Source organism: Streptomyces sp. NPDC050085 (genome assembly GCF_044460595.1).
Lineage (GTDB): Bacteria > Actinomycetota > Actinomycetes > Streptomycetales > Streptomycetaceae > Streptomyces.
In genome coordinates, this window is record NZ_JBITJZ010000015.1 from 98,139 (window position 1) to 119,778 (window position 21,640).

Sequence of the window (21,640 nt, forward strand, 5' to 3'; positions counted from 1 at the left end):
CAAGACGATGGCCGCCCGGGTGGCGCCGCGCGCAAGGAACACCAGGTGGCGGCGGGCTCAGGCGTTGCCGCGGGCTGCCTTCTCGGCGGCCTCGGCGCGCTGGTGCCCGCGGCGTGCGTCCCGGTCGAAGATGCCGAGGATCTCGCACGGCCCGCCCTCGGCGCCGATCGCGTGCGGGAGCATCGTGGGGAACTCCGCCGCCTGGTTGGTCTCGATCCGCAGCCGCCGGTTCCCGAGGAGCAGGACCGCCGTGCCGGACAGCACGACGAGCCATTCGCGGCCCGGGTGGGCGCGCATCCGCGAGGGGTTGTCGGGCGGCGGGTTGGTCATGCGCTGCCGTACGACGGTCATGCCCGGATCCGCCTTGAGCGGCCAGCGCATCAGACCGTGGGCGCTGTCGATGATCGGGTTCGAGATGACGTCGTCCGTGTCCGTCTCCACGAGCTGGTCGAGGGACGTGTCGAGTGCGCGGGCCAGCGTGACGAGCTGGTCCAGGGCCAGGCGCCGCTGCCCGTTCTCGATCCGGCTGAGCGTGGACTGGCTGACCTGCGCGCGGGAGGCCAGCTCCTCCAGTGACCAGCCCTGGGCCACCCGCAGGGCGCGGACGCGTTTACGCACGAGGCTGTCGAGGTCGCCATTGTCTTGCGTCATACGCAACATTGTATGCCCGAGCCGCAAGGCGTGCCTGCGGTCGTCCCCATGTCCATGAATCTGTCCACGAATCTGTCCACGAATCTGTCCACGAACCAGTTGGCCGAGAAGGCCGCCTGAGTCTGTGTGACGGTCAGCGCGGGGCGAGGACGCAGAACTCGTGGCCCTCCGGGTCGGACAGGCACGTCCACGCGGTATCGCCCTGGCCGAGGTCGAGACAGGTGGCGCCGAGGGCCCGCAGCCGGTCCACCTCGGCCGCCCGGTCGTCACCGGCGTACGGCATCAGGTCGACGTGCACCCGGTCCGGCACGGTTCTGCCCTCGGACCGCCGGAGGAACTCGAGATAGGGGCCGATTTTCTTGGAGGAGCGCAACACCGCGTAGTCGTCGTCCACTTCGTGGACGATCCAGTCCGTGGCTCCGCCCCAGAAGCGGGCCATGTCCCGCGGGTCGAGGCAGTCGACCACGATCGCGGCGACCGGCCCGGTGTCCCGGTACCTGTCCCGCGGCTCCAGCACGCAGAACTCGTTGCCCTCCGGGTCGGCGAGCACCGTCCACGGCACCCCGCCCTGACCGATGTCGACGGGCGTCGCACCGAGCGCCCGCAGCCGCTCGGCCAACTCCGCCTGGTGGGTCTCGGAGGTGGTCGCGAGATCGAGGTGCACACGGTTCTTCGCCGCGGTCTTCGGCTCCGGGACGCTGACGACGTCGATGACGACGGCGGCCGCGTCGGGCCTGACGAATCCGACACCGGGTTCGACGTTGGTCACTCCGGGGCGCTCGCTGGACGCGCCCCACCCGAGCGCCGCCGCCCAGAACCCACCGACCAGCGCGTCGTCCAGGGCCTTGATGTTCACGCTGACAGGTCGCAGTGCCATGCCCGCGACCCTATGTCGGGGGCGGCACTGCTGGGCGTCGAGTTCCGCTGCATAGCCTGGCAGGGCCGGACCGTGGCCACCGGCCACGACCCGGCCGCCTGATCCAACCGATTGCATAAACGTGCAGCACGACGTATAGTCATGCCATCCAGGAGGAGGGTTCCATGGCGGTACGCGCAGCAGTGGCGGGAGCGAGTGGGTATGCGGGCGGCGAGCTGCTGCGCCTGTTGCTCGCCCACCCCGAGGTGGAGATCGGTGCCCTGACGGGCCATGCGAACGCGGGACAGCCGCTCGGTGCGCTGCAGCCGCATCTGCTTCCGCTCGCCGACCGCGTCCTGCAGGAGACCACCGCGGACGTGCTCGCGGGGCACGACGTCGTCTTTCTCGCCCTGCCCCACGGCCAGTCCGCCGCGGTCGCCGAGCAGCTCGGTCCCGACGTGCTCGTGGTCGACATGGGGGCGGACTTCCGGCTGAAGGACGCCGCCGACTGGGAGGCGTTCTACGGGAGCGCGCACGCGGGCACCTGGCCGTACGGCCTGCCCGAACTGCCGGGTGGTCGCGCCGCGTTGGAGGGGTCCAAGCGCATCGCGGTGCCCGGTTGCTACCCGACGGCGGTCTCGCTCGCCCTCTTCCCGGCGTACGTGGCCGGGCTCGTGGACAGCGAAGCCGTGATCGTCGCCGCGTCCGGCACCTCCGGCGCGGGCAAGGCCGCCAAGCCCCACCTCCTCGGCAGCGAGGTGATGGGGAACATGTCGCCGTACGGCGTGGGCGGCGGCCACCGGCACACCCCCGAGATGATCCAGAACCTCAGCGCGGCGGCAGGCGAGCGGGTCTCCGTCTCCTTCACGCCGACCCTCGCCCCCATGCCGCGCGGCATCCTCGCCACGTGCAGCGCCAAGGCGAAGCCCGGCACCACGGCCGAGTCCGTGCGGGCCGCGTACGAGAAGGCGTTCGCCGACGAGCCGTTCGTGCACCTCCTGCCCGAGGGCCAGTGGCCCGCCACCGCCTCCGTGTACGGGTCGAACGCGGTGCAGATCCAGGTCGCGTACGACGAGTCCGCGTCCGACACGGGCCGCGTCATCGTCATCAGCGCCATCGACAACCTCACCAAGGGCACCGCCGGCGGCGCCCTGCAGTCCATGAACATCGCCCTGGGTCTCGACGAGACCACCGGGCTCTCGACGATCGGAGTCGCGCCGTGAGTGTGACGGCAGCCAAGGGATTCCAGGCCGCGGGCATCGCCGCCGGAATCAAGGAGAGCGGGAACGCGGACCTGGCCCTCGTGGTCAACCGCGGCCCCCGTCAGGCAGCCGCGGGCGTCTTCACCTCGAACCGCGTCAAGGCCGCCCCGGTCCTGTGGTCCGAGCAGGTCCTCAAGGGCGGGCTCGTCTCCGCGGTCGTCCTCAACTCCGGTGGGGCCAACGCCTGCACGGGACCCAAGGGCTTCCAGGACGCGCACGCCACCGCCGAGAAGGTCGCCGAGGTCCTCGACCTGAGCGCCGGCGAGGTCGCCGTCGCGTCCACCGGCCTCATCGGCGTCCTGCTTCCGATGGACAAGCTGCTGCCCGGCGTCGAGACCGCCGCCGCCCAGCTGTCCGACCACGGGGGCGAGAAGGCCGCCATCGCCATCAAGACCACCGACACCGTGCACAAGACCGCGGTGTACGAGGGCGACGGATGGACGGTCGGCGGCATGGCCAAGGGGGCCGGCATGCTCGCGCCCGGCCTCGCCACCATGCTCGTCGTCCTCACCACCGACGCCGACCTCGACAGCGACGTCCTGGACAAGGCCCTGCGCGACGCCACCCGCGTCACCTTCGACCGGGTCGACTCCGACGGCTGCATGTCGACGAACGACACGGTGCTCCTCCTCGCGTCGGGCGCCTCCCAAGTGACGCCCGAATACGCCGAGTTCGCGAACGCCGTACGGGTCGTGTGCGACGACCTCGGCCGGCAGCTCATCGGTGACGCCGAGGGCGCCAGCAAGGACATCAAGGTCGAGGTCGTCAACGCGGAGACCGAGGCCGACGCCGTCGAGGTCGGCCGCTCCATCGCCCGGAACAACCTCCTCAAGTGCGCCCTGCACGGCGAGGACCCCAACTGGGGCCGGGTGCTCTCCGCCATCGGCACGACGTCCGCCGCCTTCGAGCCGGACCGGCTGAACGTCGCGATCAACGGCGTATGGGTCTGTAAGAACGGGGGAGTGGGCGAGGACCGCGACAAGGTCGACATGCGCTACCGGGAGGTCCACATCGTCGCCGACCTCGCCGCGGGCGCCGAGACCGCGACGATCTGGACCAACGACCTGACCGCCGACTACGTCCACGAGAACAGCGCGTACTCCTCATGAGCGAGACGGCAGAGTCCCAGCAGCCCACCGCGCGCAAGCACACCGCGCTCCCCAAGGCCCAGATCCTCATCGAGGCGCTGCCCTGGCTGACCCGGCACCACGGCAAGACCGTCGTCATCAAGTTCGGCGGAAACGCCATGATCGACGAGGAGTTGAAGGCCGCGTTCGCGCAGGACGTCGTCTTCCTGCACCACGCCGGACTCAAGCCGGTCGTCGTGCACGGCGGCGGCCCGCAGATCAGCAAGGCCCTCGACCGGCACGGCATCGTCAGCGAGTTCAAGGCGGGCCTCAGGGTCACCACCGAGGACGCCATGGACGTCGTACGGATGGTGCTCGCCGGACAGGTGCAGCGCGAGCTCGTCGGCCTGCTCAACCAGCACGGCCCGCTCGCCGTCGGCCTCACCGGTGAGGACGCGCACACCATCACCGCCACCAAGCACCAGCCCCGCATCGAGGGCGAGTTGGTCGACATCGGCCGCGTCGGCGAGATCACCGCGATCGACACCGGCGCCATCGAGGCCCTGCTCGCCGACGGCCGGATCCCGGTCGTCTCCTCGATCGCCCGTTCCCAGGACGATGCGCATGTCTACAACGTCAATGCTGATACGGCGGCTGCGGCACTCGCTGCTGCGCTGGACGCCGAGACGCTGATGGTGCTGACCGACGTCGAAGGCCTCTACGAGGACTGGCCGAACTCGGACGAGGTCATCAGCCGGCTCACCGCCACCGAACTCGAAAAGCTGCTCCCCGAGCTGGCGAGCGGCATGGTCCCGAAGATGGAGGGCTGCCTGCACGCTGTGCGCAACGGAGTGCACACCGCCCGCGTCATCGACGGGCGGGTCCAGCACTCGATCCTGCTGGAGATCTTCACGGACGAAGGCATCGGCACGATGGTCGTGCCCGACGCGGAGGGGGACACCAACTCATGAGCGAGCACGCCACGAACGCAGAGTTGACGACGCGCTGGCAGGGCGCCCTCATGAACAACTACGGCACCCCGCGACTGGCCCTCGCCAAGGGCGCCGGCGCCAAGCTGTGGGACGCCGACGGCAAGGAGTACCTGGACTTCGTCGGCGGCATCGCGGTCAACGCGCTCGGCCATGCCCACCCGGCAATCGTCGAGGCCGTCTCCGCGCAGATCGGCGCCCTCGGTCACGTCTCGAACCTGTTCATCGCCGAGCCGCCCGTCGCCCTCGCCGAGCGGCTGCTCCAGCTCTTCGGCCGGGACGGCTCCGTCTACTTCTGCAACTCGGGCGCCGAGGCCAACGAAGGCGCCTTCAAGATCGGCCGGCTCACCGGGCGGCGCCACATGGTCGCCACGACCGGCGGCTTCCACGGCCGGACCATGGGCGCCCTCGCCCTGACCGGCCAGCCCGGCAAGCAGGACGGCTTCACGCCGCTGCCCGGCGACGTCACGCACGTCCCGTACGGAGACGTGGACGCGCTGCGGGCGGCCGTCACCGAGGACACGGCGTTCGTCATCATCGAGCCCATCCAGGGCGAGAACGGTGTGGTGGTGCCGCCCTCCGGCTACCCCGGCTACCTCAAGGCCGCCCGGGAGATCACCCGCGCCACCGGCACCCTGCTGGTCCTGGACGAGGTGCAGACCGGCATCGGCCGGACCGGACACTGGTTCGCGTACCAGGCGGACGACGGCATCGAGCCCGACGTCGTCACGCTCGCCAAGGGCCTCGGCGGCGGCCTGCCGCTCGGCGCGACCGTCGCGTTCGGCGAGGCGGCGAAGCTGCTGCGGCCCGGCCAGCACGGTACGACGTTCGGCGGCAACCCGGTCGTCTGCGCCGCCGGACTCGCCGTCCTCGACACCATCGCCGGCGAGGGCCTCCTGGAGAACACCAAGCGCATCGGCGAGAAGCTCACGGCCGGAATCGAAGACCCCGAAGGGATTGGCAGCCACCCGCTGATCGGCCATGTCCGGGGCGCGGGCCTTCTGCTGGGTATCGTGCTCACCGGGCCGCGCGCACCCCAGGTGCAGCAGGCGGCCCAGGACGCGGGCTTCCTGGTGAACGCGCCCGCACCCGACGTCGTCCGGCTCATGCCCCCGCTGAACCTGACCGACGAAGAGGCGGACGCGTTCCTCGCGGCGCTGCCCGCCGTACTGGACGCGGCCGCGGCCGACGGGGAAGCACGACCTTAAGGACCTGAGGAAATGGGACGACGACGATGAGCAGCAACGCGGAGAAGGCGGAGAGAGACGAGCGGGCCGCGAGGAACGCGGCACTCGCCCACCACCCGCACGGCCCCGCCGTGCCGCAGACGCGCACCGCCCGCCACCGCCGGATCGTGGACATCCTCAACCGGCAACCGGTGCGCTCGCAGAGCCAGTTGGCGAAGCTGCTCTCCGACGACGGCCTCACCGTCACCCAGGCCACGCTCTCCCGTGACCTGGACGAGCTGGGCGCGGTCAAGATCCGCAACACCGGCGGCGAGCTGATCTACGCCGTGCCCAGCGAGGGCGGTTTCCGCACCCCGCAGGCCCCGCTCGGCGAATCGGCGAAGGAGGAGCGCATGCGCCGCCTCGCCGGTGAACTGCTCATCTCCGCCGAGGCCTCGGCGAACCTCGTCGTGCTCCGTACGCCCCCGGGCGCGGCCCAGTTCCTCGCCTCGGCCATCGACCAGGCCGAACTGCACGTCATCCTCGGCACGATCGCCGGCGACGACACCCTGATGCTGATCAGCAGGGACCCGGCGGGGGGCCAGGCGCTGGCGGAACATCTGCTGAGGCTGGCGCAGAACGAGCACTGAGTGCTTGTTCCGCCGGTCCGCGAGAAGTTCCGCCCCTCCAGGAATGTCCGCGACCAGGGGTGCCGGATCGAAGCAGACCCGCACGTTCCGGTACGGGGCGGCGATGACGTTCCCGGCAAGCAGGACTCGGGAGTCGGCGGTCCTGTCCATGGCCATCGGCGGGCGTAGAGCCCACCGCCCACGACGATCGCGACGAGCCGGCCGGGACCGTTCACGCCGAGGTGCGTCAGTCCTGGGCGGCCGTGGCGGAGGCGGAGGTGACGGCGGAGGCAGAGGCCGTGGCCCGGGCCCGGTACGACATCCATGCGGCGACGATCGCGCCCGACACGTTGTGCCACACCGAGAAGACGGCGGCGGGCAGGGCGGCCAGCGGGCTGAAATGGGCGGTGGCGAGGGAGGCGGCGAGTCCGGAGTTCTGCATGCCGACCTCGAACGCCATGGCGCGGGAGGCGGGCGGGCCGAGCCGGGCGACCTTTCCGGCGCCGTAGCCGAGGGCGAGCCCGAGCCCGTTGTGCAGGACGACGGCGAGCAGCACCAGAGCGGCCGCCGACTTGATCGCGGCGGCGCTGCCCGCCACCACGACGGCCACGATGACGGCGACGGTCAGCGCCGACAGCCACGGCAGGACGCTGAGCACCCGGTCCACGTAGCGCCCGAAGAACAGCCGGACCACGAGCCCGCCGATCACAGGAAGGAGCACGGTCTTCAGGATGTCGGTCATCATCGAGGCCGCGTCGACGGGCAGGTACTCCCCGGCGAGCAGCAGCGTCAGCGGCGGGGTCACGAGCGGCGCGAGCACCGTGGACACGGTCGCGACGGAGACGGACAGGGCCACGTCGCCGCGCGCGAGGAAGGTGACGACGTTCGACGCCGTGCCGCTGGGCGCGCACCCGACGAGGATCACACCGGCCGCCAACTGGGGCGACAGATCAAGGGCGTTGGCGATCAGCCAGCCGAGCCCCGGCATGATCACGTAGTGCGCGACGAGCCCGAGCCCGACGGCCCACGGTCGCTGGGCGACGCCCTTGAAGTCCTGCACAGTCATGGTGAGACCCATGCAGAACATGACGATGCCCAAGAGGTAGGGCACATCGGTCTTGAAGTCCGAGAACGTGTCCGGCAGCAGCAGCCCCAACGCGCCCGCGGCGAGCACGAGTACGGGAAACACGGTGACCGCGAGCCGGGCCGCCCGGTCGGTGTCCTTGTCCGTGGCGCTCGTCCCGCTCGTTCCGCTCGTCCCGCTCGTCGCGCCCGCATCGGGGGTGGGCTTGGTCGTCTGTTCGGTTTCGCTTCGCACCGGGCGATGCAACGCCGCCGTGGAAGGGGCATGCAACCCCGTCTCGGTATGTGGTCGCTACATGGATGTCAGTACCGGGTGATGGCCGTGGCCCCGCCCGACGTCCCGATCGCGATGTGCGGCGCCCGCTGCGGCCGGACCCACTGCACGATCCGCCGCATCGCGTCCTTCGGCACGGACACGCAACCGGCCGTCGCCGCCCGCCCGTTCACGTGCAGGAAGATCCCGGCGCCGCGGCCGTGCACGGGCCGGTGGTAGTTGAAGCCGACCACGAGCGCGTGCGCGTACTGCGTGGCGTAGTCGGCGAGGTGCTCGGACTCGGAGGCGCGGCAGTCGCGCGGGCGCGGCTCGGTCCAGCGGTTGTAGGCGCGGGAGTCGTTGTCCTGGCACCACCAGGACGTGCGGTGCACGGTGCGGTACGGCACCGAAGTGCCGCGCGGCGCCGCCGCGTTGCCGAACGCGAACGGCAGGTCGTACAGGCCGGCGGGCGTGGTGTTCGTGCTCTGCTTCCGCTTCGCCCCCTCGACCAGGCCCTTCGCCCCGAACCTGGCCGGAGCCGAACCGGCCTTCACCCAGCGGCCGTCGGCCCGCCGGTCCCACCAGGTCACGGTGCCGCTCGTCGAGGACGCCCTGGGCGCCTCCGCGGTGATCAACTGGCTCCCGCCACCCGTGTCCGCCATCCGCGCGGGCAGCGGGACGGCGGTCGAACCGGCTGACCCGGCCGAACCGGGCGCCGCGGCGCCGAGCACGGCACACACGGCAACAGCACTGGCGATACCGGCTCGACCTGCTCGACCTGCTCGACCTGCTCGACTTGCTCGGCCTGCTCGTAAAGGACGCATGGGTCAAAACGTAGCGGGCGGCAGCGGCAGAGGCAGCCCCGGTAGCCCGTCCAGGCTCTGCCCGATGTGCTCCTTCTTCTGGAAGTACGCGTCGAGCGCGTCGTCGTCCTTGCGGGCGAAGAAGTCCCCGTGCAGGGTGCGGTCCTCGTCGTACGTCATGAAGGGCACCGCGTATCCGCAGGTGTCACGGACGAGTTCGGCGTGCACGACGATGATGGCGCGCAGCCCGTTGCGGCTCGGATCGATGTCGTCGAAGTGTGCGAGCAGCTCGGCGAAGCGCGGGTCGTCGCGGAAGACGGGCTCGCCGCGGCCGTGCACCCGCACGATGCTCGGTGGCCCCTGGAAGGCACACCACATGAGCGTGATCCGGCCGTTCTCCCGCAGGTGCGCGACGGTCTCCGCGTTGGACCCCGCGAAGTCCAGGTAGGCGACGGTCACTTCGTCGATGACCACGAAGGATCCCTTGAGCCCCTTGGGCGACAGATTGACCGTGCCGTCGCCCGCGAGCGGAGCCGTCGCCGTGAAGAACATCGGCTGCGCCTCGATGAAGGTGCGCAGCCGGCCGTCTATGCGTTCGTACGTCTTTCCCATGCCGGTGATTATGAGGGAGCGCCGTCCGTGCCGATGCGTCGCCGATACGCGAGGGGAAGTCATAGGGGCAGCCGGTACAGGCGGTTGGTGGCGTTCGTCGCCCACAGCCACGTCCCGTCGGCGGCGAGCCCGATAGCGGTGCCGCCCGGTGGCGACGAGCCCACCAGGTCCCAGGTCCGGTCCGCGTCCGTCTGGAGGCGCCGCCACAGCCGCCCGTCGCCCGTCACGCCGTACAGGTGCGTGGCGGTGACCGTGAGCGCGACCACCGCGTCGGCGTGGCCGACCGGCGTCCACTCCCGGTCGGTGAGGGACGCGGTGCGCCACCACAGCCGGTTGCCGCGGTCGGTGCAGTAGAGGCGGTCGCCGCGGGCGGCGAGCGCGGTCACGTCGTTGGCGTGCCCGGCCCTCGTCCACTCCGGCTGCTCGTCGTCGTCGGGCCAGGGGGCGGTCTTGCGGAACCAGAGGGACTGGTCGGGGCGGGTGCCGAACAGGACGCGGCGGTGCGCGGGGCCGAGCGTGGTGGCGGCCAGCGTGGTGCAGCCGCCGCCCGGGCCGACCGTCCACCACCCGGCCGGGGTGCCGACGCCCGTCAGGTCCTTGGTCGCCAACTCGTCCTGCGCGGTGACGCCGTACAGCCTGCCGCCCAGGTGGGCGAGCCCCCGGAGCTGCGGGGCCGGGCCCATGTCCTGCCACGGCACGCCCCGCCGCACGCCGGTGCGGTCCCACAGGGCGGAGCCGCCGTACAGAGTGAAGGCCGCCCCGGTCACGGCGGCGCCGACGAGGCCGAGCGCCCCCGCGTCCGCCTCGAGGCGCACCCACTCGCCGCTCGTCGGCAGGTCTCCGATCCTGGCGCGGCCCGGGGTGTCGGGGGTGCCCCAGGGGATGAGGTCGTCGCCCCAGAAGGCGCGGTGCTCCCAGCCGTCCGCGTAGAACTGCACCATCACCTCGTCCGGCGGTCGTTCCGGATCCAGCTGGACCATCGTGAACAACTGGTCTCCCGCGGCCACGGCCATCGCCGGGGCGGCGTTGGAGAAGTAGTGCTGGTGCTCGCCCGAGGCGAACGCCGACCGGTGCGCCAGGGCGCCGGTGAACGGGAACGGAGCGGCGTCCGTCCACTCCCACGTGTCCCCGCCGTCGGCCGCCGCAGTCGCCCCGGCCGGCAGCGCGTCCTCGATCCACACCTCGTCCCGAACGTCCGTCTCCGCCCACGCCGCGAAGACGGCACCCTTCATCCGGCCCTGCCGGCCCGCGGTCGGCTCCACCGAGAAGCGCCCGACCACGCCCTCCGGAGAGGTCGTCAGGCCGTACCTGAGGATGGTCGAGCCATCCGTACAGTTCACGTCGATCTCGGCCCAGCCGCGCCGCAGCCGCAGGGTGCGCTGCGACGAGGACGGGGCGAACTCCGGTGTCACCGTGACCGTGGCGGCCATCTCGGGGCCCGTCGTCTCCGGCGTGCAGATGTCCAGGGTGCCCACGCTGACCCGGGCGTCGGACCCCGGCGACCGGGTGCGGCAGATCCAGTCCGGCGGATGCATCTCCAGGGTCCAGTCGCTGTGGCCCAGGGTGTTGCCGCGGGCCCACGGCCCCGGCATGCCGTGGTGGTGGTCCTGCCAGAGCGAGCCGCGCAGCACCACGTAGTCACCGGCCTGCAACGACCGGGCAGCACCCTCCGGGTTGACCGGCGGGAAGGGGAACCAGGAGTTGTCGTCGTTCGCGAGGGGCCGCCAACCCGCGGGAGCGGGGCCGCGCCCCTGCGAGTGGGCCCTCAACTGGCCGAATTCGAAGGGTGGTTGATCGTTTACGTGCCAGGCCTCCAGCTCCGGATGGATCCACGGCACGTTCACGCCCGGCATGATCCACGACGAGAAGGGCACGCGCCGCTGCTGCGCGCTGCCCGTGGGCGGCCGCAGCGTGGCGATCCGCAGGGGGACCGGGGCGGGGCGGTCCTTGTCGTTCTCCAGCAGGTGCCCCGGCCAGTACGCGTCCACGAGCGCCTCGCTCACCCCGTCGTAGCCGTACATGCGCTCCAGGAAGACCGGGTCGAGATCGATGTCGTAGTGCACGTCCTCCAGGCCGTGCGGCAACCGGTTGGCGTACGGATGGCCCTCGCGGAGCCAGCCCGCGACCAGGACGTGGCGGCGTGCGGTGAACGCGAGGCTGACGCAGTTGCTGTAGTAGCGGCCGTCGGCCGCGTCGTACGTGGCGCGGCAGCCGGACTCGTAGGTGTACACGTCGGAGGGGAGCGTCGCGGGCCCCGGGCGCAGTGGACGCTCCTGGAACCGCTGCAGCGAACCGGGCGTCACCGTGCGGCATTGGGAGCGGCGCAGCCCGAGGGCGGTGAAGTCCGCGTCGTCCGCGACCTTGAACTTCACGTCGCCGACCACGAGATGGACGTCGGCGGTGGATTCCTCGCGCACCAGGCTGACGTTCTGGATCGCGGTCACGGCCGGGCCGCCGTGCCCCGGCGCCCCACGGCGCGGGTGCGCAGTCGGCGGGCCACCGCGTACGACAGGAAGGCGGAGCACGCCACCAGCGGCACGTCGATCAGCAGGAACGCGGGGCTGATCGCCCACTCGCCGCTGACCACGGTGGCCGCGGCGCCCAGCACGAGGGAGGCCGCGGCGGCGAAGAACCAGCGCATGCGCGGCGCGAGGACCCCGAGCAGCACGCCGAGTCCGAGCCCGCAGGCGAAGGGGAACAGCTCGTTCACGGCGGCCTCCCAAAGGGGCACGATGGGACCGGAGCCAGGGGTGTCTTTCGTACCGCGTATGGGGCGCGGGCGAGCGGGGCCGGTCGGCCCTCGGGCCGGGTCGCTGGGCCTGACGCACCGGCAACGATTGACGAATCATGCAGAGTCCTGCATACTCATGCACAGGAAGACGGCCGCACATCGATCGGCCGGTCCACCGGCTTGAGGAGCAGAGCACGTGAGCAGCAGCACCGGCGATGTCCGCCTCTGGGGCGCCCGGTTCGCCGACGGCCCCGCCGAGGCCCTGGTGAAACTCTCCGCCTCCGTCCAGTTCGACTGGTGCCTGGCGCCGTACGACATCGCGGGCTCGCGAGCCCACGCACGCGTGCTGAACAAGGCGGGCCTGCTCACCGAGGACGAGCTGACCCGCATGATCGCGGGGCTCGACCGGCTCGAGGCCGACGTCGCGGACGGCTCGTTCGTCGGCATGATCGAGGACGAGGACGTGCACTCCGCCCTGGAGCGCGGTCTCCTCGAGCGCATCGGCCCCGACCTCGGCGGCAAGCTCCGCGCGGGCCGCTCGCGCAACGACCAGGTGACGACGCTCTTCCGGATGTACATCCGCGACCACGCCCGCATCATCGGCGGCCTGATCACGGACCTCCAGGAGGCCCTGGTCGGCCTCGCCGAGGCGCACCCGGACGTCGCGATGCCCGGCCGTACGCATCTGCAGCACGCCCAGCCGGTCCTCTTCGCGCACCACGTCCTGGCCCACGTCCAGTCCCTGTCCCGGGACGCGGAGCGGCTGCGGCAGTGGGACGAGCGGACGGCCGTCTCGCCGTACGGCTCGGGCGCGCTCGGCGGTTCCTCCCTCGGCCTCGACCCGGAGGCGGTGGCGCAGGACCTCGGCTTCGAGCGCGGCTCCGCGCCGAACTCGATCGACGGCACGGCCTCGCGTGACTACGTCGCGGAGTTCCTGTTCATCACGGCGATGATCGGGGTGAACATCTCGCGGATCGCCGAGGAGATCATCATCTGGAACACGAAGGAGTTCTCCTTCGTCACGCTCCACGACGCGTTCTCCACCGGCTCGTCGATCATGCCGCAGAAGAAGAACCCGGACATCGCCGAGCTGGCGCGCGGCAAGTCGGGACGCCTCATCGGCAACCTCACGGGCCTGCTCGCGACGCTCAAGGCGATGCCCCTCGCGTACAACCGTGACCTGCAGGAGGACAAGGAGCCGATCTTCGACGCCTGCGACCAGCTCGAGGTCCTGCTCCCCGCGTTCACCGGGATGATGGCCACGCTCACGGTCAACAAGGAGCGCATGGAGGAGCTGGCCCCGGCCGGGTTCTCGCTCGCCACCGACATCGCCGAGTGGCTGGTGAAGCAGGGCGTGCCGTTCCGGGTCGCGCACGAGGTGGCCGGCGCCTGCGTCAAGGAGTGCGAGGCGCACGGCATCGAGCTCGACGAGCTCACCGACGAGCAGTTCGCGAAGATCTCGGAGCACCTCAAGCCCGAGGTCCGCACCGTGCTCAACGTGCCGGGCGCGCTGGCCTCCCGCTCCGGCCGCGGTGGCACGGCGCCGAGCGCGGTCGCCGTCCAGCTCGCCGAGGTCAAGCAGGACCTCTCGGTCCAGCGGGCCTGGGCCGACGCGAAGAAGTAGCGAGCGGCAGCTCCAACAGGCAAGGTGCAGGGCCCGGTTCGTCCATCCGTGGACGGGCCGGGCCCTGCGTTGTGTGAAGTCCCCGGGTTCAGCGGCGCGCCCGCGCCCCGCTCCCGTAGCTGGACAGATCGAGCAGCAGCCCGAACAGCACCACGATCCAGCCGATCCCGCGCACTCCCACGACGGGCGCGTACGCGAGGACGTACCCCAAGGTCGTCCACGGCAGCAGGATCAGGCCGAGCAGCGGGAGCAGCACCCCGTCGAAGGCGCGGTTCACCAGATTCGTGAACAGCCAGGTGATCACGAGCGCGACCCGCGGCCCGATCGCCGCCATCGCCGCGAAGATGCAGCACCCCATGCCCCGTACCTCCCGGAAGCCTGAACCGAACGTACCGACACAGTCGTAACACTGGGTGAGCGCCCGGACCACCGGAGTGGCCACGAGTCGCTCGGCGGGGCATCGGCGACCCTTCGATGAGACACAGATGTCTCATCTGGGTTACTCTTGTCTCATGTCAGTCGATCGCGAACAGGTGCTGCGCAGCGCCGCCGCCCTGCTCACCCGCAAGTCCACGGCCACGATGGACGAGGTCGCGCGGGCCGCGGGCATCAGCCGCGCCACCCTGCACCGGCACTTCGCGGGCCGTGACGCACTCGTCCGCGCCCTGGAGGACCTGGGGCTGCAGGAGTGCGAGGCGGCGCTCGACCGGGCCCGTCTCGGCGAGGGCCGGTCCGAGGACGCGCTGCGCCGGCTCATCGGCGAGATAGAGCCGTCGGCCCCCCTGCTCGCCTTCCTCACCACGGAGAACCAGCTCTTCGAGGGAGACGGGCAGAACGAGGGCTGGGCGCGGCTCGACGCCCGCATGGTCGCGCTGTTCCGGCGCGGCCAGGAGACCGGTGAGTTCCGGATCGATCTGACTCCCGCGTGGCTGACCGAGGCGCTGTACGGCCTCATCGGCAGCGGCGCCTGGGCCGTACAGGACGGCCGCGTGGCGGCGAAGGACTTCCAATTCATGATCGCCGAGCTGCTGCTCGGCGGCGCCAGACGGAGCGTGGAACCATGACCAGCACACAACAGCGCACTCCCGCGGCGGAGGTGGTGTCGCGCCCCGGACGGTGGCTCGCCCTCTCCGTCCTCGTGCTCGCGGTGCTGCTCGTCGCCGTGGACGCGACGGTCCTGGGTCTCGCGACCCCGTACATCAGTGAGGACCTGAAGCCCTCGGGCACCCAGCTCCTGTGGATCGGCGACGTCTACTCCTTCGTGATCGCCGGACTCCTCGTCTCGATGGGCAGCCTCGGCGACCGCATCGGCCGCAAGAAGCTGCTGCTGATCGGCGCGACCGCCTTCGGTGCCGTGTCGGTCCTCAACTCCTATGCCACGACACCGGAGTTGATGATCCTGGCGCGCGCCCTGCTGGGTGTCGCGGGTGCCACGCTGATGCCCTCCACGCTGGCGCTGATCCGGAACCTCTTCCACGACCCGCGCGAGCGTTCGCTGGCCGTCGGCATCTGGGGCGCCATGGCGTCGGCGGGCGCCGCGGTCGGTCCGGTCGTCGGTGGATTCCTGCTCGAACACTTCTGGTGGGGCTCGGTCTTCCTGATCAACCTGCCCGTGATGGCGATCCTCGTCGTCGTCGGCATCAAGCTCATCCCCGAGTCGAAGAACCCGGTCCCCGGACCCTGGGACATGATCAGTGTCGTGCTGTCCCTCGTCGGCATGATCGCCGTGGTCTACGCGGTCAAGGAGGCGGCGGCGCACGGCTTCCGCTGGGACGTGGCGGCCTCGGCGGTGATCGGCATCGCGGCCCTGACCTGGTTCGTACGCCGACAACTCACCCTGAAGTCCCCGCTGTTGGACATGCGCCTGTTCCGCAACCGCGGCTTCTCGGGCGCGGTCCTGGCCGACCTGCTGACCATCCTCGGCCTGTCGGGACTGGTCTTCTTCCTCTCCCAGTTCCTCCAACTGGTGCAGGGGCGGCGGCCGTTCGAGGCGGGCCTGGCCGAACTGCCCGCCGCGGTGGGCGCGGTGGTCGCCGGTCTGATCGCCGGCATGGTCGCGCGCCGCTTCTCGGTGCGCGCGGTGGTCGCCGGCGGTCTCGCGGCGGTGGGCCTCGCGCTCGCCGCGCTCACGACCCTGAGCCAGTCGACCGGCTATCCGCTGCTCGGCGCGGTGCTCCTGGTCGTCGGCGTCGGCGCGGGGTTCTCGTTCACGGTCACGGCCGACGTGATCCTCTCCAGCGTGCCCAAGGAACAGGCGGGCGCGGCGTCGGCGGTCTCCGAGACGGCGTACGAACTCGGCGCGGCCCTCGGCATCGCCCTGCTCGGCTCGATCGTCACGGGCGTCTACGCGGGCTTCACGGCGCCGCCGGGCACCCCGGCGGACGTGGCCGCTGCGGCACACGAGTCACTCGGCGGCGCGGTCGAATCGGCCTCGGCGCTCCCGGCCCCCCAGGCGAACGAGCTGCTGTCCTCGGCCCAGACGGCGTTCGTGGACGGCCTGCAGGTGGCGGCGGGCGTCGGCGCGGCGGTCCTGCTGGCCACGGCGGTGGCGGCCTGGTTCCTGCTCAAGGGGCAGCACCTCGAGAAGTAGGACCGCCTTGCTGTGGGCAGGCGTTCCGCACGGCGGAACGGGTGGGCACGGCACACCAGCGCCGGGTGCGGACAAATCGACCCGCTCAAGCCAAGGCCCCGGGTACCGGAGAAGTCCTGTACCCGGGGCCTTGCCTTGCCCACATCCCTTACGCGGCCTTGGCCTTGGTCGCGTACATGTCCACGTACTCCTGCCCGGACAGCCGCATGACCTCCGCCATCACGGAGTCGGTCACGGCCCGCAGCACGTACCGGTCGCGCCCCATTCCGTCGTAGCGCGAGAACTCCATCGGCTCACCGAACCGCACGGTGACCCGGCCCGGCTTCGGCATGCCCGCGCCGCCCGGCTGCAGCTTGTCCGTGCCGATCATGGCGAACGGCACCACGGGCGCACCGGTCATCAGCGTCAGCCGCGCGATCCCCGTACGGCCGCGGTACAGGCGCCCGTCGGGGGAGCGGGTGCCCTCCGGGTAGATCCCGAAGATGTTGCCCTCCTCCAGGATGCGGCGGCCGGTCATCAGCGCGGCCACCCCGCCGTTGGCCCCGTCCCGGTCGACCGGGATCATGCCGACGCCGGTGAAGAACCAGGCCATGAGGCGGCCCTTGAGCGACGTCCCGGTGACGTACTCGTCCTTGCCGATGAAGCACACCTGCCGGTCGCAGACGAGCGGCAGGATCATCGAGTCGATGAACGTCAGGTGGTTGCCCGCCAGAATGACGGGACCGGTGCCCGGAATGTTCTCGGCGCCTTCCACACGGGTGCGGAACATCAGGCGCATGATCGGTCCGAGCACTGCCTTGATGAGCGCGAAGCGGGACAACGGGCCCTCCGGTGTCAAGGAATGGATGAGGAACGTACGTCGGTCTGTGCAGGTGAGGACGATACTCGCGGGCGGGTACCCGTTGCACATCGGGTTCACCGAGTGGATACGCAGAGTTGACAGTTGTTTACCTGTGGTTGTGCCCCGTTGACGCTCAGGAGCACCTCCTGTCACCGGGCCGACACTCCGCATCACCGCGACGTTCCGCACGAGGTCTCCCGTTCTTCACTCCCGCCCACCTACGATCGGTCCGCTTTGACAGGTGCAAGGCAGCGCACGGCAGTACAGAGCAGGACTCGGCGGGAGGAGTGCTTCATGGGGAACGAGACGTCACACAGGGCGCAGGAGCCGCAGAACACCGGGGGAGTGGGCCGCAGGTCCCTGCTCGGCGCGGCCGTCCTCGCCACGGGAGCCGCCGCACTCGCCGCACCCGGCACCGCCGCGGCCGCCACCCGCGACAGTGGCGGGAATCACTCGGGCCGCGGCTACCGCGGCCTGCCCGTGCCGACCGTCATCGGGCACCGCGGCGCGAGCGGCTACCGGCCCGAGCACACCCTCGGCTCCTACCAGTTGGCGCTCGACATGGGTGCGCACGTCATCGAGGCCGGCGACCTCGTCCCGACCAAGGACGGCCATCTCGTATGCCGACACGAGCCGGAAATCGGCGGCACCACCGACGTCTCCGCGCACCCCGAGTTCGCCGGCCGCAGGACGACCAAGGTCATCGACGGCGTATCGACCACGGGCTGGTTCACCGAGGACTTCACCCTCGCCGAACTGAAGACCCTGCGCGCCAAGGAGCGCATCCCGGGCAACCGCCCGCACAACACCCTCTACGACGGCCGCTGGGAGATCCCCACCTTCGAAGAGGTCCTCGCCTGGCGCGCCGAGCAGAGCAGGAAGCGCGGCCGCGAGGTCTGGATCTACCCGGAGACCAAGCACCCCACCTACTTCCGCAAGCTGGGCCTCGGCCTCGAGGAGCGCCTTGCGAAGATCCTGCGCGCCCACGGACTGCACCGGAAGAACTCGCCCGTCATCCTGCAGTCCTTCGAACCGACCAGCATCCAGCGCCTGAACAAGCTGGTCGACAACCCCCTCGCCGTCCTGCTCTCCACGGCGAACTCCCGCCCCGCGGACTTCGTCGACCTCGGCGACCCGCGCACCGTCGCCGACCTGATCACCCCCAAGGGGCTCAAGGAGATCGCGACGTACGCGCAGGGCATCGGCCCGACGCTCGACCTGATCATCCCGAAGGACGCGTCGGGCAAGCTCCTCCAGCCCACCACCCTCGTCAAGGACGCGCACGCCGCGGGGCTGATCCTGCACCCGTACACGATGCGCAACGAGAACACCTTCCTGCCCGCCGACTTCAAGAAGGGCACCGACCCGAACGCGTACGGCGACGCCTTCGGCGCCTTCAAGACGTACTACGCCACCGGGATCGACGGCATCTTCTCCGACAACTGCGACACGGCCCTCCTCGCCCGCGAGGACTTCGTCAACGGCTGACCCGCGGGACCCGGTTGGAGTGACACGGGGCCGTCCCGGCAACCGTCCGCGGGGCCGGCCCCGTCCCGCCGTACATGACGACTGTGACGCCTGTGCCGACCGTGCCGACTGTGACCACGGGCCATGAGGCCGTGGTCGAGACCCTGCGCCCGCTGCTCGCCGCGGAGGCCCGCGCCGAACTGCCCGCGGCCACCGAGCCCGGCGACCTCGAACAGGCCGTCTGGGTCCGCCTGTTGGAGCGCCTCGGCACGGACGGGCCGCCGGACGACCCGGCGGCCTGGCTGACGGCGACCGTGCGGGCGGAGGCCCGCCTCCAGCGTCGTACGACCTCGCAGGAGCAGCCGTACGCCACCGAACCCGCCGCGGAATCCGGCGACTTCGACCCCGAACAGCACGCGCTGGCCGGGGAGCGCGCCCGCGCCCTGCACGCCGCCGTCCGCCGCCTGCCCGGCCGCTGTCCGCGGCTGATCGGTGCCCTCCTGTCCCCCGAAGACCTCACTTACCGTGAAATCGCAGGTGAGTTGGGTATCTCACAGGGCAGTCTTGGGCCGGAACGTTCCAGATGTCTGGGATGCCTGCGCAGAATCCTCGCGTCCGAGGTTGCGCCGACGGCCCGCAGGGGAAAAGGGTGAGGGACAACCGGCGGACAGGTGAGCGGGAGGCATGCACACATGGGCATGAGCGTGACCATCTCTGCGGCGACCGAGGGCGATGTCGAGCAGATCCTCAAACTGCAGTACCTCTGCTACCAGAGCGAGGCACAGCTCTACGGGGATTACTCGATCGAGCCGCTCACACAGACCCTCGACTCGGTCAGGGGCGAACTGGCCGGCGGCACCGTCCTGGTGGCCCGCCTCGGTGACGAAGTGGTCGCGTCCGTGCGCGGCACGATCGGCGCGGACGGCACGGCCCGGATCAACAAACTCATCGTGCACCCGCGCATGCAGCGCCACGGCCTCGGCGGCCGCCTGCTTTCGGCGGTCGAGGCCGAACTGGGCACGGCGGGCACGGCCAAGCACTTCGAACTCTTCACGGGCCACCGCAGCGAACACAACCTGCGCCTGTACCGCAAGCACGGCTACGCCCCCGCCTCGACGCAGCAGGTGGACGACCGCCTGACGCTGATCACCCTGCGGAAGGACGCGGCCGTCCCGGCGCACGCCTGACGACGCGCGAGGCCTCGAACCGGGCCCGGTCAGGCCGGGTTCGAGGCCTCTTGCCGCAGCACGCCCTTGCGCAGCCAGTACATCGCCGTCACCGGCAGCAGTACGGGGATGAAGAGATAGCCCATCCCGAAGTCCGACCAGACGGTCGCGTCGGGGAAGGCCGACGGCTCCACCAGCGTCCAGGCCCCCACGATCAGCACGCCCGCGAGCTCCAGGGCGCAGCACACGAAAGCCGCCCGCCGGGCCGCGTCCCCGCCGCGCACCAGCGTGTACGTGATGAACCCGTAGACGAGCCCGGCGATCGCCGACAGCGTGTACGCGAGCGGCGCCTTGCCGAAGTCCGTCGAGATCTGCACGGCCGACCGGGACACCGCCCCGACCACCATCACGCCGTACAGCCACACGAGCAGCATGCCCGGGCCGCCGATCAGACGCCGACGCTTGGCCGTGCCCTGCTCCGACGCGCTCTGCTTCGACGCGCCCTGTTCCGACGCGCCCTGTCCCGACGCGCCCTGTTCCGAAGAGGCCACAGCCACCTCATCCTCCCCAGATGTCATAGAGCCGTACTTCGAGGACGGCCAGCACGATGCCGCCCGCCGCGACCGTCACCGAGCCCCAACGGGTCCGCTCCGCGAGCGACATGAAGCCGGCCGCCGGGATGCAGGCGAACGCCCCGATCAGATACGCGACGAAGATCGTCGTGCCCTGGTCGGCCTTCTCGCCCCGCGCCAGCTGCACGATTCCGACCACCAGCTGGACCAGCGCGAGCACCGACACCACGGCCATGCCGATGAAGTGCCAGTCCTTGGTCGGCTGGTCGCGATAGGCGGCGAAGCCGCACCACGCGGCGAGCGCGAGCGCGGCGAGACCCGTCACCAGGGTCAGGGCATCAAGCATGGCCGTGAGCCTATTACGGGCCAAAAGACCCGGTGCGCTCACCCCCGCGGTCCCCCGTAGCCTTGGGAAACATGAAGATCACCGCTGACGCCCTGCTGTTCGACAACGACGGAACCCTGCTCTCCTCCATGGAGTCGGTGTACCGCTGCTGGACCCGCTGGGCGCAGGAGTACGGGATCACCGCCGAGGACTTCGCCGCCGTCGAGCTGCACGGCCGCCCCGCCGCCGAGATCGCCGCCGACCTGCTGCCCGCCGAGAAGGTGGCCGGGGCCGTGGCCCGCATCGAGGAGCTCGAGGTCGAGGACGTGCCGAACGGCGGCACCCAGGTCCTGCCCGGCACCCTCGACCTGCTCGCCTCGCTGCCCGACGGGCGCTGGGCCGTCGTCACCTCGGCCACGCGCCGCCTGGCCGAGGCCCGGCTCGCCGCCGTCGGCATCAATCCGCCGCTGCTCATCGCCGCCGACGACATCACGCGCGGCAAGCCCGACCCGGAGCCGTTCCTGCTCGCCGCGGGCAAGCTCGGGGTCGACCCGGCGCGCTGCGTCGTCTTCGAGGACGCTCCGGCCGGTCTGACGGCGGGCCGCGCGGGCGGGATGATCACCGTGGCGTTGACCACAACACACGAGGCGCACGAGCTGACCGCCGACGTCGTGGTGAAGGATCTGTCGGCCGTGTCGGCGCTGGTCACGGAGGCGGGCGTGGAGATCACCGCTGAGGCGTGAGCGGCCCGGCGCACCCGCCCAGGCGTGTCCGCTATTCGGACAGCGCGGCCGGGTGCGTCCTGACGTCTGTTTTACTTACCGCATGACCACGACGAGCAGCCGCACCCTTGCGACCGAGGCGACGATGACGCCCGGTGCTCGTTGTATGTGTCGAATGTGCGCCTTCTGAGGGCCCCCACGACTGCCGTTCTCGCGCCCCGAAGCGAGACT

Annotated in this window: 23 protein-coding genes; 12 read left to right on the top strand and 11 right to left on the bottom strand. The window is 71.0% G+C overall.

Annotation, left to right across the window (positions count from 1 at the left end):
• Nucleotides 1-57 precede the first annotated feature (57 nt).
• A complete protein-coding gene (locus ACIBUY_RS35940) occupies nt 58-651 on the bottom strand; it encodes an XRE family transcriptional regulator (protein ID WP_365573696.1) in 594 nt (197 codons plus the stop codon).
• Nucleotides 652-784: 133 nt separating this feature from the next.
• Nucleotides 785-1,528, bottom strand: coding sequence for a VOC family protein (locus ACIBUY_RS35945; protein WP_399154884.1), 744 nt, complete (start codon nt 1,526-1,528; stop codon nt 785-787).
• Between the two features lie 164 nt (nt 1,529-1,692).
• Here ACIBUY_RS35945 and argC point away from each other — a divergent pair, with 164 nt between their 5' ends.
• The 5 genes from argC to ACIBUY_RS35970 are packed head-to-tail and all read left to right on the top strand — an operon-like array spanning nt 1,693 to nt 6,641.
• Nucleotides 1,693-2,730, top strand: a complete 1,038-nt coding sequence (argC, locus tag ACIBUY_RS35950; RefSeq protein WP_399154885.1) for an N-acetyl-gamma-glutamyl-phosphate reductase — start codon at nt 1,693-1,695, stop codon at nt 2,728-2,730.
• Nucleotides 2,727-3,878 carry a bifunctional glutamate N-acetyltransferase/amino-acid acetyltransferase ArgJ gene (gene argJ, locus ACIBUY_RS35955; protein ID WP_399154886.1) on the top strand — a complete coding sequence of 384 codons (1,152 nt, stop codon included), beginning with the start codon at nt 2,727-2,729 and terminating at the stop codon, nt 3,876-3,878. Before argC ends, argJ begins: the two co-directional genes overlap by 4 nt.
• Nucleotides 3,875-4,807 (top strand): acetylglutamate kinase, encoded by a 933-nt coding sequence (gene argB / locus ACIBUY_RS35960; RefSeq protein WP_365573687.1) that lies wholly within the window; start codon nt 3,875-3,877, stop codon nt 4,805-4,807. The genes argJ and argB overlap by 4 nt, the downstream gene beginning before the upstream one ends.
• Nucleotides 4,804-6,033 (top strand): acetylornithine transaminase, encoded by a 1,230-nt coding sequence (locus ACIBUY_RS35965; RefSeq protein ID WP_365573684.1) that lies wholly within the window; start codon nt 4,804-4,806, stop codon nt 6,031-6,033. The genes argB and ACIBUY_RS35965 overlap by 4 nt, the downstream gene beginning before the upstream one ends.
• Nucleotides 6,034-6,059: 26 nt before the next feature.
• Nucleotides 6,060-6,641, top strand: coding sequence for an arginine repressor (locus tag ACIBUY_RS35970; RefSeq protein WP_365573681.1), 582 nt, complete (start codon nt 6,060-6,062; stop codon nt 6,639-6,641).
• 226 nt (nt 6,642-6,867) lie between these two features.
• On the opposite strand, the gene ACIBUY_RS35975 is transcribed toward ACIBUY_RS35970, so the two are convergent.
• From ACIBUY_RS35975 to ACIBUY_RS35995, 5 genes are all read right to left on the bottom strand, one after another.
• On the bottom strand, nt 6,868-7,938 hold the full coding sequence (locus tag ACIBUY_RS35975; RefSeq protein WP_365573678.1) for a bile acid:sodium symporter family protein: 1,071 nt from the start codon (nt 7,936-7,938) through the stop codon (nt 6,868-6,870).
• Between the two features lie 68 nt (nt 7,939-8,006).
• Nucleotides 8,007-8,780 (bottom strand): L,D-transpeptidase, encoded by a 774-nt coding sequence (locus tag ACIBUY_RS35980; RefSeq protein WP_399154887.1) that lies wholly within the window; start codon nt 8,778-8,780, stop codon nt 8,007-8,009.
• Between the two features lie 3 nt (nt 8,781-8,783).
• Nucleotides 8,784-9,371 carry a pyridoxamine 5'-phosphate oxidase family protein gene (locus ACIBUY_RS35985; protein WP_365573672.1) on the bottom strand — a complete coding sequence of 196 codons (588 nt, stop codon included), beginning with the start codon at nt 9,369-9,371 and terminating at the stop codon, nt 8,784-8,786.
• 59 nt (nt 9,372-9,430) lie between these two features.
• Nucleotides 9,431-11,815: a hypothetical protein gene (locus ACIBUY_RS35990; protein ID WP_399154888.1), complete on the bottom strand. Its 2,385-nt coding sequence runs from the start codon at nt 11,813-11,815 to the stop codon at nt 9,431-9,433.
• Complete coding sequence (locus ACIBUY_RS35995) at nt 11,812-12,081, bottom strand: hypothetical protein (protein ID WP_399154889.1); 270 nt, start codon at nt 12,079-12,081, stop codon at nt 11,812-11,814. The genes ACIBUY_RS35990 and ACIBUY_RS35995 overlap by 4 nt, the downstream gene beginning before the upstream one ends.
• Nucleotides 12,082-12,298: 217 nt before the next feature.
• Here ACIBUY_RS35995 and argH point away from each other — a divergent pair, with 217 nt between their 5' ends.
• On the top strand, nt 12,299-13,726 hold the full coding sequence (gene argH / locus ACIBUY_RS36000; protein ID WP_399154890.1) for an argininosuccinate lyase: 1,428 nt from the start codon (nt 12,299-12,301) through the stop codon (nt 13,724-13,726).
• A gap of 88 nt (nt 13,727-13,814) precedes the next feature.
• Here the strand turns inward: argH and ACIBUY_RS36005 are convergent, their stop codons facing one another.
• Nucleotides 13,815-14,084, bottom strand: a complete 270-nt coding sequence (locus ACIBUY_RS36005) for a hypothetical protein (protein WP_365573660.1) — start codon at nt 14,082-14,084, stop codon at nt 13,815-13,817.
• Nucleotides 14,085-14,238: 154 nt separating this feature from the next.
• Here ACIBUY_RS36005 and ACIBUY_RS36010 point away from each other — a divergent pair, with 154 nt between their 5' ends.
• Both ACIBUY_RS36010 and ACIBUY_RS36015 read left to right on the top strand, forming a co-directional pair.
• Nucleotides 14,239-14,790 carry a TetR/AcrR family transcriptional regulator gene (locus tag ACIBUY_RS36010; protein WP_399154891.1) on the top strand — a complete coding sequence of 184 codons (552 nt, stop codon included), beginning with the start codon at nt 14,239-14,241 and terminating at the stop codon, nt 14,788-14,790.
• Nucleotides 14,787-16,316 (top strand): MFS transporter, encoded by a 1,530-nt coding sequence (locus tag ACIBUY_RS36015; protein WP_365573654.1) that lies wholly within the window; start codon nt 14,787-14,789, stop codon nt 16,314-16,316. Before ACIBUY_RS36010 ends, ACIBUY_RS36015 begins: the two co-directional genes overlap by 4 nt.
• Before the next feature lie 148 nt (nt 16,317-16,464).
• Here the strand turns inward: ACIBUY_RS36015 and ACIBUY_RS36020 are convergent, their stop codons facing one another.
• Nucleotides 16,465-17,226: a lysophospholipid acyltransferase family protein gene (locus ACIBUY_RS36020; protein ID WP_365573651.1), complete on the bottom strand. Its 762-nt coding sequence runs from the start codon at nt 17,224-17,226 to the stop codon at nt 16,465-16,467.
• 225 nt (nt 17,227-17,451) lie between these two features.
• Between ACIBUY_RS36020 and ACIBUY_RS36025 the strand changes: the two genes are divergently transcribed.
• From ACIBUY_RS36025 to ACIBUY_RS36035, 3 genes are all read left to right on the top strand, one after another.
• Entirely contained in the window at nt 17,452-18,645 is a 1,194-nt protein-coding gene (locus ACIBUY_RS36025; RefSeq protein ID WP_399154892.1) for a glycerophosphodiester phosphodiesterase, read from the top strand.
• Between the two features lie 74 nt (nt 18,646-18,719).
• Nucleotides 18,720-19,277 carry a sigma-70 family RNA polymerase sigma factor gene (locus ACIBUY_RS36030; protein ID WP_399154893.1) on the top strand — a complete coding sequence of 186 codons (558 nt, stop codon included), beginning with the start codon at nt 18,720-18,722 and terminating at the stop codon, nt 19,275-19,277.
• A 39-nt stretch (nt 19,278-19,316) separates the two neighbouring features.
• Entirely contained in the window at nt 19,317-19,811 is a 495-nt protein-coding gene (locus tag ACIBUY_RS36035; protein WP_365573642.1) for a GNAT family N-acetyltransferase, read from the top strand.
• Between the two features lie 29 nt (nt 19,812-19,840).
• Here ACIBUY_RS36035 and ACIBUY_RS36040 read toward each other — a convergent pair whose 3' ends face one another.
• The gene (locus ACIBUY_RS36040) at nt 19,841-20,224 is read right to left on the bottom strand and encodes a hypothetical protein (RefSeq protein ID WP_365573759.1); all 384 of its coding nucleotides are present in this window, start codon (nt 20,222-20,224) and stop codon (nt 19,841-19,843) included.
• A gap of 124 nt (nt 20,225-20,348) precedes the next feature.
• Nucleotides 20,349-20,708 (bottom strand): hypothetical protein, encoded by a 360-nt coding sequence (locus ACIBUY_RS36045; RefSeq protein ID WP_365573639.1) that lies wholly within the window; start codon nt 20,706-20,708, stop codon nt 20,349-20,351.
• Nucleotides 20,709-20,779: 71 nt separating this feature from the next.
• Here ACIBUY_RS36045 and ACIBUY_RS36050 point away from each other — a divergent pair, with 71 nt between their 5' ends.
• Nucleotides 20,780-21,430, top strand: a complete 651-nt coding sequence (locus ACIBUY_RS36050) for an HAD-IA family hydrolase (protein ID WP_365573636.1) — start codon at nt 20,780-20,782, stop codon at nt 21,428-21,430.
• Nucleotides 21,431-21,640 lie beyond the last annotated feature (210 nt).

Excerpts from the sequence above, each read along its gene's own strand:
- ACIBUY_RS35940 (WP_365573696.1), bottom strand. The coding sequence starts at position 651 with ATGACGCAAGACAATGGCGACCTCGACAGCCTCGTGCGTAAACGCGTC.
- ACIBUY_RS35945 (WP_399154884.1), bottom strand. The coding sequence starts at position 1,528 with ATGGCACTGCGACCTGTCAGCGTGAACATCAAGGCCCTGGACGACGCG.
- argC (WP_399154885.1), top strand. The coding sequence starts at position 1,693 with ATGGCGGTACGCGCAGCAGTGGCGGGAGCGAGTGGGTATGCGGGCGGC.
- argB (WP_365573687.1), top strand. The coding sequence starts at position 3,875 with ATGAGCGAGACGGCAGAGTCCCAGCAGCCCACCGCGCGCAAGCACACC.
- ACIBUY_RS35965 (WP_365573684.1), top strand. The coding sequence starts at position 4,804 with ATGAGCGAGCACGCCACGAACGCAGAGTTGACGACGCGCTGGCAGGGC.
- ACIBUY_RS35970 (WP_365573681.1), top strand. The coding sequence starts at position 6,060 with ATGAGCAGCAACGCGGAGAAGGCGGAGAGAGACGAGCGGGCCGCGAGG.
- ACIBUY_RS35980 (WP_399154887.1), bottom strand. The coding sequence starts at position 8,780 with ATGCGTCCTTTACGAGCAGGCCGAGCAAGTCGAGCAGGTCGAGCAGGT.
- ACIBUY_RS35985 (WP_365573672.1), bottom strand. The coding sequence starts at position 9,371 with ATGGGAAAGACGTACGAACGCATAGACGGCCGGCTGCGCACCTTCATC.
- ACIBUY_RS36005 (WP_365573660.1), bottom strand. The coding sequence starts at position 14,084 with ATGGGGTGCTGCATCTTCGCGGCGATGGCGGCGATCGGGCCGCGGGTC.
- ACIBUY_RS36010 (WP_399154891.1), top strand. The coding sequence starts at position 14,239 with ATGTCAGTCGATCGCGAACAGGTGCTGCGCAGCGCCGCCGCCCTGCTC.
- ACIBUY_RS36015 (WP_365573654.1), top strand. The coding sequence starts at position 14,787 with ATGACCAGCACACAACAGCGCACTCCCGCGGCGGAGGTGGTGTCGCGC.
- ACIBUY_RS36020 (WP_365573651.1), bottom strand. The coding sequence starts at position 17,226 with ATGTGCAACGGGTACCCGCCCGCGAGTATCGTCCTCACCTGCACAGAC.
- ACIBUY_RS36025 (WP_399154892.1), top strand. The coding sequence starts at position 17,452 with ATGGGGAACGAGACGTCACACAGGGCGCAGGAGCCGCAGAACACCGGG.
- ACIBUY_RS36030 (WP_399154893.1), top strand. The coding sequence starts at position 18,720 with ATGACGACTGTGACGCCTGTGCCGACCGTGCCGACTGTGACCACGGGC.
- ACIBUY_RS36035 (WP_365573642.1), top strand. The coding sequence starts at position 19,317 with ATGGGCATGAGCGTGACCATCTCTGCGGCGACCGAGGGCGATGTCGAG.
- ACIBUY_RS36040 (WP_365573759.1), bottom strand. The coding sequence starts at position 20,224 with ATGCTGCTCGTGTGGCTGTACGGCGTGATGGTGGTCGGGGCGGTGTCC.
- ACIBUY_RS36045 (WP_365573639.1), bottom strand. The coding sequence starts at position 20,708 with ATGCTTGATGCCCTGACCCTGGTGACGGGTCTCGCCGCGCTCGCGCTC.
- ACIBUY_RS36050 (WP_365573636.1), top strand. The coding sequence starts at position 20,780 with ATGAAGATCACCGCTGACGCCCTGCTGTTCGACAACGACGGAACCCTG.